12 protein-coding genes are annotated in these 13,346 nt (G+C 64.3%); 2 read left to right on the top strand and 10 right to left on the bottom strand.

Annotated features, from left to right (window positions below; all coding sequences use genetic code 11):
- Window positions 1-3 precede the first annotated feature (3 nt).
- The 10 genes from paaZ to ACIQT2_RS16000 all read right to left on the bottom strand — a co-directional run bounded on the left by paaZ (window position 4) and on the right by ACIQT2_RS16000 (window position 11,499).
- Entirely contained in the window at window positions 4-2,103 is a 2,100-nt protein-coding gene (gene paaZ, locus ACIQT2_RS16045) for a phenylacetic acid degradation bifunctional protein PaaZ (protein ID WP_402948296.1), read from the bottom strand.
- Window positions 2,104-2,245: 142 nt separating this feature from the next.
- Window positions 2,246-2,959 (bottom strand): tyrosine-protein phosphatase, encoded by a 714-nt coding sequence (locus tag ACIQT2_RS16040; protein WP_402948293.1) that lies wholly within the window; start codon window positions 2,957-2,959, stop codon window positions 2,246-2,248.
- Window positions 2,960-3,036: 77 nt separating this feature from the next.
- Window positions 3,037-3,645 carry a GNAT family N-acetyltransferase gene (locus ACIQT2_RS16035; protein ID WP_402948290.1) on the bottom strand — a complete coding sequence of 203 codons (609 nt, stop codon included), beginning with the start codon at window positions 3,643-3,645 and terminating at the stop codon, window positions 3,037-3,039.
- 93 nt (window positions 3,646-3,738) lie between these two features.
- Entirely contained in the window at window positions 3,739-4,602 is an 864-nt protein-coding gene (locus ACIQT2_RS16030; protein ID WP_402948288.1) for a 3-hydroxyacyl-CoA dehydrogenase family protein, read from the bottom strand.
- A complete protein-coding gene (locus ACIQT2_RS16025; RefSeq protein WP_402948285.1) occupies window positions 4,599-5,399 on the bottom strand; it encodes an enoyl-CoA hydratase/isomerase family protein in 801 nt (266 codons plus the stop codon). Before ACIQT2_RS16025 ends, ACIQT2_RS16030 begins: the two co-directional genes overlap by 4 nt.
- Window positions 5,399-6,625: a thiolase family protein gene (locus ACIQT2_RS16020; protein WP_402948282.1), complete on the bottom strand. Its 1,227-nt coding sequence runs from the start codon at window positions 6,623-6,625 to the stop codon at window positions 5,399-5,401. The genes ACIQT2_RS16025 and ACIQT2_RS16020 overlap by 1 nt, the downstream gene beginning before the upstream one ends.
- 131 nt (window positions 6,626-6,756) lie before the next feature.
- Window positions 6,757-7,413, bottom strand: a complete 657-nt coding sequence (locus ACIQT2_RS16015; protein ID WP_402948280.1) for a pentapeptide repeat-containing protein — start codon at window positions 7,411-7,413, stop codon at window positions 6,757-6,759.
- Window positions 7,413-7,871 (bottom strand): SRPBCC family protein, encoded by a 459-nt coding sequence (locus tag ACIQT2_RS16010; protein ID WP_402948278.1) that lies wholly within the window; start codon window positions 7,869-7,871, stop codon window positions 7,413-7,415. The genes ACIQT2_RS16015 and ACIQT2_RS16010 overlap by 1 nt, the downstream gene beginning before the upstream one ends.
- A gap of 257 nt (window positions 7,872-8,128) precedes the next feature.
- Complete coding sequence (locus ACIQT2_RS16005; protein ID WP_402948275.1) at window positions 8,129-9,592, bottom strand: amino acid permease; 1,464 nt, start codon at window positions 9,590-9,592, stop codon at window positions 8,129-8,131.
- A gap of 275 nt (window positions 9,593-9,867) precedes the next feature.
- A complete protein-coding gene (locus ACIQT2_RS16000) occupies window positions 9,868-11,499 on the bottom strand; it encodes an ABC-F family ATP-binding cassette domain-containing protein (RefSeq protein ID WP_402948272.1) in 1,632 nt (543 codons plus the stop codon).
- A gap of 156 nt (window positions 11,500-11,655) precedes the next feature.
- On the opposite strand from ACIQT2_RS16000, the gene ACIQT2_RS15995 reads away from it, so the two are divergent.
- The gene (locus tag ACIQT2_RS15995; RefSeq protein ID WP_402948269.1) at window positions 11,656-12,384 is read left to right on the top strand and encodes a lysostaphin resistance A-like protein; all 729 of its coding nucleotides are present in this window, start codon (window positions 11,656-11,658) and stop codon (window positions 12,382-12,384) included.
- 13 nt (window positions 12,385-12,397) lie between these two features.
- Window positions 12,398-13,345: a 1,4-dihydroxy-2-naphthoyl-CoA synthase gene (locus ACIQT2_RS15990; RefSeq protein WP_402948266.1), complete on the top strand. Its 948-nt coding sequence runs from the start codon at window positions 12,398-12,400 to the stop codon at window positions 13,343-13,345.
- Window position 13,346 lies beyond the last annotated feature (1 nt).

Below are 13,346 nucleotides of genomic sequence, written 5' to 3'. Positions count from 1 at the left end.
GGGCTACTTCTCTACGAGGGTGAGGACGTCGTAAGTGGCTACGATCTCGTCGTTCTGGTTGGTCAGGACGGCGTCCCAGGCAACCTCGCCGTACTCGTCCGTCTCACGCGGGGTGATCTTCTTCGCGGTCAAGGTCACCCGGATGGAATCACCAGCGGCCACGGGCGTGATGAAGCGCAGGTTCTCCAGGCCGTAGTTGGCCAGCACAGGACCCGGGGCAGGCTCCACGAACAGCCCGGCTGCCCAGCTCAGCAGCAGGTAGCCGTGCGCAACGATGCCCGGGAAGAACGGGTTGGCTTCCGCAGCTTCCTGGTTGGTGTGCGCGTAGAAGGTGTCGCCCGTGGAGTTGGCGAACGCCGTAATATCCTCCAGCGTGACCTGGCGAAGCTCCGAGCGGACAGCGTCGCCAATACGCAGCGTGGCCAAGGATTTCCGGAACGGGTGCTCGCCTTCGGTCTCGACGGTGAAGTTCCGGTCGGCCCCCGTGTGCCATTGACCCGTGACCGCGGTCAGCATGTTGGGTGAGCCCTGGATAGCCGTGCGCTGCATGTGGTGCAGCACGGAACGGATACCGCCGAGCTCCTCGCCGCCGCCGGCACGTCCCGGGCCACCGTGGACCAAGTGCGGAACGGGCGAGCCGTGGCCAGTGGAGGAACGGGCATCCTCGCGGTTGAGCATGTGAACGCGGCCGTGATGGGCGGCAATCCCCAGCACCAGCTCCTGCGCCACGGCGGGGTCGTTCGTGCAAACGGAAGCCACGAGCGAGCCGGATCCTCGTGCAGCCAAGCGCACGGCGTCGGCGAGATCCGTGTACCCGAGGACGGAAGACACGGGACCGAAGGCCTCCAGGGAGTGCACTTCTTCGGCTTCGGCATCCGCCCAGCTCAGCAGGACGGGCGCCATGAAGGCACCGTCCTCCACGACGCCAACGTTTCCACCTACCGAGGTGACCGACGGCGCATCGAGGGATCCGTACGCGAGCTCACCGCCGGCGTCGAGCATTGACTGGACAGCAGCCCGGACGTCGGCGAGCTGTTCCAGCGAAGCGAGCGCACCCATGGTGACGCCTTCTGCGCGCGGGTCCCCCACTACAACGCGCTCGTTGATGCGGGCACCGATGGCGGCGGCGACCTCGGACGTCAGTGCTGCCGGGACAAGGACACGCCGGATCGCGGTGCACTTCTGGCCGGCCTTCACCGTCATCTCAGTGACGACGGCCTTGACGAAGGCGTCGAACTCGGGGGTGCCCGGGACGGCATCAGGGCCGAGGATCGCGGCGTTGAGGGAGTCGGTCTCGGAGGTGAAGCGAACGCCGCCCTGGACAACATTGCGGTGAGACTTGAGGGAGTTGGCAGTCGATGCCGAACCGGTGAAGGACACGAGGTCACGGTAGTCGAGTTCGTCCAGGAGGGTCCGGGCCGAGCCGGAGATCAGCTGCAGGGAGCCAGCGGGAAGGATGCCTGATTCAACGATCGCCCGAACCGCGGCAGCGGCGACGTAACCCGTGGGAGTGGCCGGCTTGACGATGGTGGGAACGCCGGCCAGGAACGCTGGCGCGAACTTCTCCAGCATGCCCCACACCGGGAAGTTGAAGGCGTTGATCTGCACGGCGACGCCCGGGATCCGGGTGTAGATATGTTCGCCGGCGAAAGACCCGTCCTTGGAAAGGATCTCCATGGGACCATCCACCACAACCTGTGAGTTGGGCAGTTCCCTCCGGCCCTTGGAGCCGAACGTGAAGAGCACGCCGATGCCGCCGTCGATGTCGATCATGTTGTCGATCTTGGTGGCACCGGACTGCGAGGATTCTGCGTACAGCTCCTCACGGCGTCCGTTCAGGTACATGGCCAGCTCTTTGAGCTTGAGTGCGCGCTGGTGGAACGTCAACTTGCCCAGTTCGGACTGGCCGGTGGTGCGTCCGAAATTCACGACGGCGGCAAGGTCCAGGCCGTCGGTGCTCACGTTGGCCAGGACTTCTCCCGTGCTGGCATCACGCACGGGCACTGTCTTGGCTTCGGGCGCGGGAGTCCACCACGCATCCTGGACATAGCTGGGGACGGTGGCAACGGCTGTGGTTTCCGGGGCGACTGCTGTAGTGGTCATCGTCGACGGGTCCTTCCAAGGCACATGAAAGCGGCACGGTCATTGCTGGAGGGGCCCAACATTACTGACCGGCCGTTCGGTAATATATACAGGGTACATGAAGGACCGGCCAAGGTCAGCAAGAAATTTCGCCGCAGCCGTATCAAGCGGCCGTGAGCTTCGCCTTCAACACCTCAAGCTGGGAATCCGTAACACCGTTGGCGCGCAAGTAGCCCTGCACATCAAGCCCGACAAGGAAGGCCTCAAGCGCCGTGCGTCGACGCTCCAGCAGCGCTTCAAGATCCGCGGCCGGCAGGTAGGGATCATGGGCATGCGGCGCACCATGGGTGCGGTGCCGTTCATTGATTCCGCGGGCAGCCAACTCGTAGCCCCGGACGATCTCCCGGTCATCGACACCCGCCAGTCGCTGCAGCATCAACGCAATCACTCCGCTGCGGTCCCGCCCCGCGGAACAATGGACCACCACTTTGCCCGGCGAGGCCGCGATCGCCGTGAAAACGAGCGCGATCTTGTCCGCAAACAGCGCGAGGTACTCCCCGTACTGGCCCGGCTCCTTGAGGTACGGGCCAAAGAGCGTGGTGAACTGGCTATGATCCGGGTCTTCTGTTGGGCAGTGTACGACGTCGATCCGCGCCTTCACATCGTCCGGCACCTGGGGATCCGTGTCGCGTTGCCGCCGCTCGCGCGAGGCGCGAAGATCGATCACGGTGCGGACGCCGTCGTCGTACATTTGCTGCCACCCGGCCGCGGTGACCCACTCATGGCGGCCCATCCGGTACACATCGCCGGCGACCCGCCACGCATTGACGGCGCCGTCCCAAGGGACCGCCTGGGGAGCAGAAGTCATCCCATCCATAAGAGCCAGCTAACCACACGGGTGCGCACCACGAGGGGTTGGCTTCCGGGCTTTAGGGGCATGCTTAGCCCCAATAGCTAACCCCTCGGCGAAGCGGTGTACTTCGAGAGCCTGTACTCCAACCCGTTCCGGACGGCAGGCCACTCGTGCTCCAGAATGGAAAACACCACGGTGTCACGCAGGGCTCCATCGGCGCTCCGCGTGTGGTTCCGAAGGACGCCGTCCTGCTTGGCGCCGAGGCGGGCGATCGCGTCGCGTGACTGTTGGTTAAGCCAGTGCGTGCGGAATTCGACGGCGGGACAACCCAGCGTTTCGAAGGCATGGCGCAGGAGCAGCAGCTTGGAGTCAGGGTTGGTCCCCGTCCCGTGGGCGGACGCGGCGTTCCACGTCGAGCCGATCTCGACACGCGGCAGCGCCGGATCGATGTTCATGTACGTGGTCATCCCGATCAGCTTGCCCGTGCTGTTCAGCCGCGTGGCGAACGGCAGCATGGAACCGGATTCCTGGAGGGCAAGCCGCCGCTCAATCTCTGCAGCCATGCCCTCCGGAGTGGGCACGGAGGTGTACCAGAGCTTCCACAGCTCGCCATCTCGCGCGGCGTCCACCAAACCGTCGTGATGGTCCGTGCGGAGCGGTTCAAGAGTAACGAAGGTGCCGGTCAGGGTGATGGGTTCGATCGCAGTCACCCGGTCAGCCTAACCGACCCAACTGGGTAGCAGTTAAGCGCGTTCTGAGGCTTCAAAACGCGCTTAATTGCGACTTAGTTGGGTTGCCGGGCGTTAGTCTGTCCAGTCGAAGAATCCCTTGCCGGTCTTGCGGCCCAGCTCACCCCGCGCCACCTTGTCGCGGAGGATCTGCGGCGGCGCAAAGCGATCGCCGAGCGTGGAGTGGAGGTACTCGGCGATGCCCAAACGAACGTCCAGGCCAACAATGTCCGTGGTCTTCAGCGGACCCGTCGGGTGCTTGTAGCCCAGCACCATGGCGGCATCAATGTCTTCCGCCGAGGCCACGCCCTCCTCGACCATGCGCATGGCCTCCAGCGCGATCGCCACGCCAAGCCGCGAGGACGCGAACCCCGGGGCGTCATTGACGACGACGGCGGTCTTGCCGAGTGCCTCGGTCCAGCTTTTCGCCGCGGCAGCAAGTTCGGGTGAGGTCTCCTTGCCCAGAACCACCTCGATGAGCGTGGAGGCGGGCACCGGGTTGAAGAAGTGCAGGCCAACAAAATTGGCGGGACGGTGAAGCTCGTTGCCCAGGCCCGTCACGGACAGCGAGGACGTATTCGAGGCCAGGAAGGCATCCGCTGAAAGGTGTTCCTCCACGGACCGCAGGGCCTTGACTTTGAGGTCGTAGTCCTCAGGAACAGCTTCCACCACCAGACCGCAGTGGATGAAGGACTCGTAGTCCGTGGAGGTGCTGAAGCGGGACAGGGCCTCTTCCGGCGTCTCGGCCAACGTGCCGCGTGCTGCCGACTTCGCCACTGCTTCCGAGACGCGGCCATGCGCGCCCGCAGCTGCCTCATGGTCTCGCTCCACGACAATCACGGTGGCACCCTTGGTCAGGAAGGCGTGGGCAATTCCGGCGCCCATGCGGCCCCCGCCGAGTACTCCGATCACGTGCGGGATGGCGGGAACTGCTGTCATTTCTGGGTCCTGCTCTCTGGCTCGGCTTTGCTGTTCTTCTTGTCTGCGCTCTTCTTGTCCAGGAAAGCCTGCATGCGATCGAACTTGGCCTGGGATTCGAAGAGGATTCCCTGGGCAAGGGTGTCGATCAAGGGGTGGGCTTCGGCGGGAGCATGGAACACGGACTTGGTAATGCGGACTGCCAAGGGATCCTGGCGTGCAATGCGATCGGCCAAAGCGTGGGCGGCATCCATGAGTTCCGGAGCCTCATAGATGCCCGTGATGAGGTTGATCCGCAGCGCTTCCTCTGCCCGCAGCACAGCTCCGGCCAGGAGGATTTCTTTTGCCTTCGGCTCCCCGACGAGTTCTTTGAGGCGCCAGCTGGCACCGGCTGCAGCCAGGATGCCGAGGCCTGTCTCAGGGTTACCGATCCGGACGCTGGGTGTTCCGATCCGGAAATCGGCGGCGTAGGCAAGCTCCGCTCCCCCACCCAGGCAGTATCCATCCAGGGCAGCGATGACGGGCATGGGCAGCTTGGCGATGCGCACGAAGATGGTCGAGTTGATTCCCTGGAGGGCATCGTCACGGCGACGCTCCCGCAACTGGCCGATGTCGGCCCCGGAGGCGAACACTCCGTCCGTCCCGGCGATGATCAGCACTTTCGGGTTCTGTTCAAGCTCGGCGCACACAGCGTGGAGCTCGTCCACCATTTTCTGGTCGATGGCGTTCCGGACCTCGGGACGATTCAGGAGAACGGTGAGGCGATCTTCGCGCTCCTCAACCAAGAGGGTGCTGAAGTCTTCGGGATTCAGTGCCATTACACGCCTTCCAGCAGCATTGCGGTTCCTTGGCCCACGCCGATGCACATGGTTGCCAAGCCGAGCTTCCGTCCACTGGTGGACGCGAGTTCGCGCTCCATGCGGCCCAACAGCGTAATGGCGATACGCGAGCCGCTGGAACCGAGCGGGTGTCCCAAACTGATGGCACCGCCGTCGTTATTGACGATGTCCGGGTCCAGGCCCAAGCGGCGCATGCTCGCGAGCGACTGCGTTGCGAATGCTTCGTTGAGTTCCACGGCGCCCAGCTGCTCTGCAGTGAGCCCGGTCCTGGCCAGGACTTTTTGCGTTGCCGGAACCGGACCGATGCCCATGATTTCGGGCTCGCATCCGGCAGAGGCGCCGTCGATGATTCGGGCCCGGGGCGTCAGGCCGAACTTCTGGATGGCCGCTTCGGACGCAACGATGATTGCGGAAGCGCCGTCGTTGAGGCTGGAGGAGTTGCCTGCCGTGACCACCGAACCGCCTGGCACTACTGGACGGAGCCCTGCAAGGACGTCCATGGTGGTGCCTTCGCGGGGTCCTTCATCCGTATCCACCACGGTCTCGGACTTGCGGGTCTTCACGGTGACGGGAACGATCTCGTCCTTGAAACGTCCACCGGCTATGGCGGCCAAGGCACGCTCGTGGGAGCGGACGGCGAAGGCGTCGGCGTCCTCGCGGGAAATGTTGTCCACCCGGCCAACCTCTTCCGCGGTTTCGGGCATGGAGTAGGTCATCTTGCCGTCGCGGGACAGCTCGCCCTTGGTGAAGAGCGGGTTCGCGAAGCGCCAGCCGATGGACGTGTCGAAAATCTGGCCGGGCTTGGCGAAGGCCGTGGTGGGCTTCTCCTGCACCCACGGCGCTCGGCTCATGGATTCCACACCACCGGCCACAACAATGTCCGCCGCACCGGATTTGATCATATGGCTTGCCATGATGATGGCGCTCAGGCCCGAAGCACAGAGGCGGTTGACCGTGATTCCCGGAATGTGGAGGGGAAGTCCCGCGAGGATGGTGGCCATGCGGGCAACGTTGCGGTTTTCCTCGCCTGCTCCGTTCGCGTTGCCGAGGATCACCTCGTCAATGGCGTCAGGGTCGACGCCGGCACGCGCCACTGCTTCCCGGACCACCAGGGCGGCAAGGTCGTCGGGGCGGACGGAGGACAGTGCCCCACCGTAGCGACCCACCGGCGTTCGTGCGCCGCCAACAAGAAAAGCCTCGACCATGAGAACATCCTTCGCGAAGTGAAAGGGACCGGCACGGAATAATATACCGACCGTTCGTTCTATAAAGATTACACGGCCCGGCGGGACGGTCAACAGATGAAGCTGCCGTGCCCGACCGTCCCACTGGCGAATCAGACCACCCGGATCCCCAAGTGCCCGGCTAGAAGAGGCGCAAGAAGGCTCAGCTGGTAGTCATCGATCACCACGCCTGAAAGTCCGCCAAGGCCGTTGATTCCGCGGAATTCCGAGGTGCGAAGATCCACGTCCTTCAGCTTTGCGCCGGTGACGTCCAACGAGCCGATGGTGCAGTTCTTCAAGGCAACGCGCGTGCCCGTCACGCCCCCGAGGTCCAGTTCATTGATGATGCAATCCGAAATCTGGACATCCATCAGCTTGGAGCCGCGGAGGTTCACATAGTCGAGCTTGCCGCCGTCGATTCGGACAGAGCGCCAAGTGCCCTCATAAAGTTCGGCCGAACCCCAGCGCGGGTTGGTGATCTCCACGTCCTGCCAGGAAGTCCGCGCCGCTGGAAAGACCGGGGCAAAGGGCTCGGACAGGATGCACTCCCGGAACGTCGCACCACGAAGCTGGGCCTCATTGAAGGAGACGCTGTTGAACTCACACTCGATGAAGTCGGCGCCGCTGAGCTCCTCGCCGTCCGCCGAAACGCGGGTGAGCCGGACGCCGTCGTACCTTTCACCACGCTGGAAGTCCGGGGCGTCGTCGTCGCGCAGTTCTTCCAACCGCACCGGCGAAATCTTGGGGGCCGCCACCTTCGCCGCCGCCATCAGAGGGATTCCGCCTTCGCAGCGATCTCGGCGAGGTCTTTGGCCAGGGCCTTGCGCGTGACGCTCATGCCAATCTTCCCGAACAGCGCCATGGTGATCTTGCTCAGCAAGGTGGGTTTGAGGATCTCCGCACCGAACGTCAGGGTGATGTCCGTGCCGCCGTCCCGCCCGTTCAGGGCGAAGCGCGTGGTGTAATCCGCGCCGCCTTGGAGGGCCTTGACGGTGGTGCTGCGGGGCGGGTCCGTGTGGGACACCCACATCTCCACGGTTTCCTGGCGACCCATCATGGTGCGGGTCTCTTTCCACCGGGTCCCTTCGCCGTAGGGACCGTCCGTGAGCATCTGGATGGCGTCGATTCCGGAGATGGTTCCGGCAGAACCCGGGATGTCGGAAATGACGGCCCAGACTTTCTCCGGGCTGGCGTTGACGTGCTGGGTCAGGGAGGTGGTGTGATCCATACATCGAGCCTAGACCCGGGCACTGACACTCCCAACTGATCATCCGCTGTGAGGCCCGCTGTGCGCCCCATTTCCCAAGCAAGGCCCACGCCGCCCGGGTTCCCTGACCGATCGTCCGTTGTGAGGCCCGCTGTGCGCCCCATTCCCCTGATACAGCGCGCAGAGCAGGCCACACAACGCGACAGAGCGGCCACGCAACGCGAAACGGCGGGCGCCTCCGCAAAGGAGGCACCCGCCGTCGAGCATTTGAAAAGGACCTAGCTGAACAGCTCGCTCTTGGGCTGGTTGTTCTTGACCTTCTGCCAGCCGAGCCAGAGGACCACAGCGAAGAACGGGATGGTCGCGAGGGTCCAGAGGCCCAACAGGAACACATCGCCGGTGGCCTTGTCCGTGACGGTGTCGAAGCCGATCAGCACCGTAATGGCCAGCAGGGCAATGAGGCCCAACCAACTGGTCCACGGCGAACCGGGCATCGGCAGGGAGGACACCTTCCCGCGTTTCTTCCGCAGCGCGATCTGGCTCGCGAAGATCGAACCCCACGTGAAGATCACGCCGATGGAGGCCGTGTTGAGGGCGAGGTCGAACGCGTGGGAACCGCCCAGCCAGATGTTGAGCAGGATGCCGACGAGGTAGACGCCGCCGATCGCCAGGATGGCCGCATACGGCACGTGGCGGGTGGACATCTTGGTCAGCCATTGCGGGGCGTGCCCGTTGTTGGCCATGGTGCGGAAGATCCGGCCGATCGAGTACAAGCCCGAGTTGCAGGAAGACAGCGCTGCGGTGATAACGATCATGTTCATCACATCGCCCATCCAGCCCAGGCCCATCTGCCCGAACACGGTGACGAACGGCGAGGTGCCGGCCTTGTACTGGTCGGACGGCAGCAGCATGGCGAGCAGGGTCACTGAACCGACGTAGAAGACAACAATGCGGATCACGACGGCGCGGATCGCCTTGGGCACTTCACGTTCCGGATTCTCCATCTCGCCAGCGGTAATACCGACGAGCTCGATGGCGTTGTAGGCGAAGATCACGGCATTCAGGACCAGGATCATCACCAGGCCGCCCTTGGGGAACATGCCGCCTTCATCGTGGAAGAGGTTGCCCACGGAAGCATGGCCCGCGCCGACCTGGGCGTTGGTGACCACCATGAAGGTGCCCACGGCCAGGAAGATCACGATAGCGGCGACCTTCAGGCAGGAAGCCCAGAACTCGAATTCACCGAATGCCTTGACGCTGAACAGGTTCACGGCCACCAACAGCACCAGCGCTGCGATGGCGGACAGTTCCACGGGCACGTTCGGGAAGAAGAACTGGAAGTACAGGCCGATCGCGATCAGCTCCGCGATACCGGTCATGGCCCAATTGATGAAGTACATCCACCCGGACAGGTAGGCGCCCTTCTTGCCGAACATTTCACCGGCGTAGCTCACGAACGAACCGGACGTCTGCCGGTACATGATCAGTTCGCCGAGCGCGCGCATCAGCAGGTAGGCGATGACGCCGGCAATGGCGTAGGAGAAGATCAGGGCCGGACCCGTGGAGGCCAGGCGGCCACCGGCACCCATGAAGAGACCGACGCCGATCGCGCCGCCCATCGCGATCATGGTCACGTGACGGCGGCTCAGGGTCTTCTGGTAACCCTCGGCACTGAGGGTGGAGCTCCCGCCGGCGGATGACGCCTTGGGGCTCTGGAGATCTGTGGGAGTACTTTGCGGCACAGCTGTTCCTTGTGGGTTGGGGTATTGCTGTTGTGGTTGCGCCGGTGCCGGAGCAGGGGCCGATCCGGCACACAAAATTCGGATTTTTCCTCGTTGAGGAATCCTCTGTGTGACGCAGACCGCAGAACGCCGAACGTTCGGGCAACCCGTCCATCTTACGGCATATGACGCGGAGCTCGTGACGCAGGCAACAAACCCTTGCCGTCGGCGAGCAACGCGGGGTCACTCATGGCCCATCCGGCAGCGCAACATAGGCCCTAAGCGACCCCGCGTTGCTAGAGGAGGGTCCCGTCCACCATCCGCCGACGCACCCAGTTCCCGCCTCCGGCCAACGCGCAGCCATCGAACCATTTGCCCAGCGCACGGTCATGGCTCACGATCAGCACGGTGCCGCCAAAACCCGCGATCGCCTCCTCGAGTTGTTCCACGAGCACCGGCGCCAAGTGGTTGGTGGGTTCGTCCAGGACCAGGGTGTCGAAGCCGCCCAGGAGCAGTCGGGCCAACGCAAGGCGCCGTTGCTGTCCCGCAGAGAGGCTCCCCACCGGAACGTGGAACTCGGCGGGCCGGAAGAGCCCCAGTCGAAGCAAAGCCTCGGCATGCTCGTCGATGTTCCCGCCCAGCCCAGCCGCAAATGCCGGGAGAAGCCGGAGCCCTGGTTTGGCCGGGATGTCCAGTTCCTGCCGCAGATAGCCCACGGTGCCCACACGTCGCACCTCGCCCGCGTAGTCTTCGGAATCCCCCGCGAGCACGGACAGCAAGGTTGACTTCCCAGCCCCGTTTGGCCCGGTCAGGAGCATTTTGTCGCCGGCCGAAACCCGGAGGGACGTCGGCTCGAGGCGTCCGGGAACGGCAACACCGGATGCCTCAATGGCACCGTCGAGCCCGTCAAGCGAGGCTGCCAATGCCAAAGGTTCGGGCGGCCGTTCAACAGGATTCTCTTCCAGCCGCCGGAGCCGCTCGTTGGCATTGCGGACCTTGCTTGCCGCGGCCCTTTCCCACGTGCCGGTTTTCACACCGAACGCCATCTTGTCGTTGTCGCGACTGCGGCCATACCCCATGCCGTCCGCCACCGTCGCGGCCTGCCGTTTCTCTGCGGCCATGGCGTCAATCCACGCGTCGTACTGCTGCACCCATCGGGCACGCTCAGCCGCCTTCTCGCCCAGGTATCCCTCGTAGCCGTTGCCGTACCGCGTCACTGAGCGACGGTCGGCATCCACTTCGATCACGGTGGTGGCCAGCTTCCGCAACAGGACCCGGTCATGCGAAATCACGACGACGGTCCCCCGGTGGGCGGTCAGCCGGGACTCCAGCCACTCGGTTCCGGCGGCGTCCAGATGGTTGGTGGGCTCGTCGAGTAGCAGGGCATCGGCCGGGTCGGCCAGCAAACAGGCCAGTGCCACCCGTTCCTGTTCGCCTCCGGACAGGGAGGAAAGCGTCCGACGCCGGTCCACGCCTCCCAGCCCCAGCTTGTCCAGCGCTGCGTCCACGCGGGATTCGGCGGCGTACCCCTCCCGGAGCTGGTACTCGGTGCTGAGCTGCCCGTAGAGGTCCATGGACTCCTGGTCCGCCGCGGCCAGGTTCTCCTCCAAGTCCGCCATCCGGGCTTCCAAGGACCGCAGCGAGGAGAGGGAGGTGTCGATGGCATCCGCCACCGTCAAATGGGAGGGAAGTCCGTGGGTCTGTGCGAGGTAACCCACGCGGTACCCGCCGGTGCCCAACGGGCCGGCCGTGCCGCCGTCGGGCGTTTCCTCACCGGCCAGCAGGCGCAACAGCGTGGACTTGCCCGCGCCGTTTTCGCCAACGACAGCAAGATGTTCACCGTGGTGGACCACCACATCGACGGACGTGAAAAGTTCGCGGTCCCCGTAGCCGTGGGAAACGCCGGAAAGGTGAAGATGATGGGTCAAGAGATGTCCTTGCAGGTCCGCAGTTAATGGCCGAACGCCATGTGGGCACTGGGAAGGCAGCCGGAAGAAGGGGCTGCTGTTAGGACTCCATCGCTCCAGCCTGCCCGGGCGGACGCTGTCCAGTCAAGTCGTGGATGGCAAAGATAGGCTGGTCACATGGGCTCCCTTTCGACGCAAACCAGGCTGTACCGGTTCAACATCCTTGATGCTGCCGCCGTCGTGGCCTATGTGGGCTTCACTGCCTACTTCACCTTTGCCGGCGCGTCGGTGGAACGGCTCATGCTGCAGTTTTTCCCGGAGCCGGCCACGGCGTCCTATGCCGTGAACGCGGTCTTCTATGCCGCCGTCGGAATCTTCGCGCTGGCTTCGGCCTGGCGCGTGGTGGGGCGGGACTTCCGGATCCTGGGCACCCGGCCGTGGTTCACGCTGGGCATGGTCCCCCTGGCCGTGGTGGTCATGCTGATCATGACGGCGATCCTGGTTGCAGCACTGGGTGGCGCGCAGAGTTCAGAGAACCAAATGGGCATCCAGGGCCTGCTGCAGCACGTGCCCGCCTGGCTCATGGTTCCCCTGTTGGTGCTCCTTGGCCCGTTCGTTGAGGAGTACCTGTTCCGGCACCTGCTGATCGGGAAGTTGTCCCAGTACGTCAACATCTGGATCTGCTGCATTGTGTCGACTGTGGTGTTCGCTTCGATCCACACCATTGGCAGGGAGGGCCTTGAGCTGTCCGCGTTGGCACCCTACCTGGGCATGGCCGTGGTCCTGGTGGGCGTGTACGTGTGGACAGGCAAGAACCTGATGTTCTCCTACCTGGTCCACGCCGCCAAGAACCTGCTCGCCGTGGTCCTGATCTACGCGGTCCCCGCGGAGCTCCTTCCCAACTGACTAGACTCGGTCTGTGAACAACCAACTCCCTGCCAAGGTTTCCGACGTCTTTGACCCCACGCGCTGGCGCACCGTTTCCGGCTTCGATGACTTCAAGGACATGACGTACCACCGGCAGGTTGAGCGGACGGCTGACGGAGTCAAAGACCTCCCCACGGTCCGCATCGCCTTCAACAGGCCCGAGGTCCGCAACGCCTTTCGTCCCGGCACGGTGGACGAGCTCTACCGCGCCATGGACCATGCCCGCATGACCCCGGACGTCGCCACCGTACTGCTCACGGGCAACGGGCCTTCCGCAAAGGACGGCGGCCATTCGTTCTGTTCCGGCGGCGACCAGCGGATCCGCGGGCGGGACGGCTACCGCTACGCAGACGGCGAGACGCAGGAATCCATCGATCCAGCCCGCGCGGGCCGCCTCCACATCCTGGAAGTACAGCGCCTGATGCGGACCATGCCCAAGGTGGTCATCGCCGTCGTCAATGGTTGGGCGGCGGGTGGCGGTCACTCGCTGCACGTGGTCAGCGACCTCACCATCGCCTCCCGCGAGCACGGCAAGTTCAAGCAGACCGACGCCACGGTGGGAAGTTTCGACGCCGGTTACGGCTCCGCGCTGCTGGCCCGCCAGATCGGGCAGAAGGCCGCGCGCGAGATCTTCTTCCTGGCCCGCGAATACTCCGCCGAGGACATGGTCCGCATGGGCGCCGTCAACGAGGCTGTGGACCACGAGCGCCTTGAAGAAGTCGCGTTGGAGTACGCCGCGGACATCGCCCGGCAGTCACCCCAGGCCATCCGCATGCTCAAGTTCGCGTTCAACCTCGCGGACGATGGACTGGCCGGCCAACAGGTCTTCGCCGGCGAAGCAACGCGCCTGGCCTACATGACGGACGAAGCCGTGGAGGGCAAGGAAGCGTTCCTCCAGAAGCGCGATCCCGACTGGTCCAACTTCCCCTACTACTTCTAGG

Origin of the sequence: Paenarthrobacter sp. NPDC090522, assembly GCF_044769225.1 — a bacterium.
GTDB lineage: Bacteria > Actinomycetota > Actinomycetes > Actinomycetales > Micrococcaceae > Arthrobacter.
The sequence above is the reverse complement of the archived record's forward strand: the minus strand, read 5'-3'. Positions and strand labels throughout refer to the sequence as shown.

Coding starts and splice junctions, on each gene's coding strand:
- paaZ (WP_402948296.1), bottom strand. CDS start 2,103: ATGACCACTACAGCAGTCGCCCCGGAAACCACAGCCGTTGCCACCGTC.
- ACIQT2_RS16040 (WP_402948293.1), bottom strand. CDS start 2,959: ATGGATGGGATGACTTCTGCTCCCCAGGCGGTCCCTTGGGACGGCGCC.
- ACIQT2_RS16030 (WP_402948288.1), bottom strand. CDS start 4,602: ATGACAGCAGTTCCCGCCATCCCGCACGTGATCGGAGTACTCGGCGGG.
- ACIQT2_RS16025 (WP_402948285.1), bottom strand. CDS start 5,399: ATGGCACTGAATCCCGAAGACTTCAGCACCCTCTTGGTTGAGGAGCGC.
- ACIQT2_RS16020 (WP_402948282.1), bottom strand. CDS start 6,625: ATGGTCGAGGCTTTTCTTGTTGGCGGCGCACGAACGCCGGTGGGTCGC.
- ACIQT2_RS16015 (WP_402948280.1), bottom strand. CDS start 7,413: ATGGCGGCGGCGAAGGTGGCGGCCCCCAAGATTTCGCCGGTGCGGTTG.
- ACIQT2_RS16010 (WP_402948278.1), bottom strand. CDS start 7,871: ATGGATCACACCACCTCCCTGACCCAGCACGTCAACGCCAGCCCGGAG.
- ACIQT2_RS15995 (WP_402948269.1), top strand. CDS start 11,656: ATGGGCTCCCTTTCGACGCAAACCAGGCTGTACCGGTTCAACATCCTT.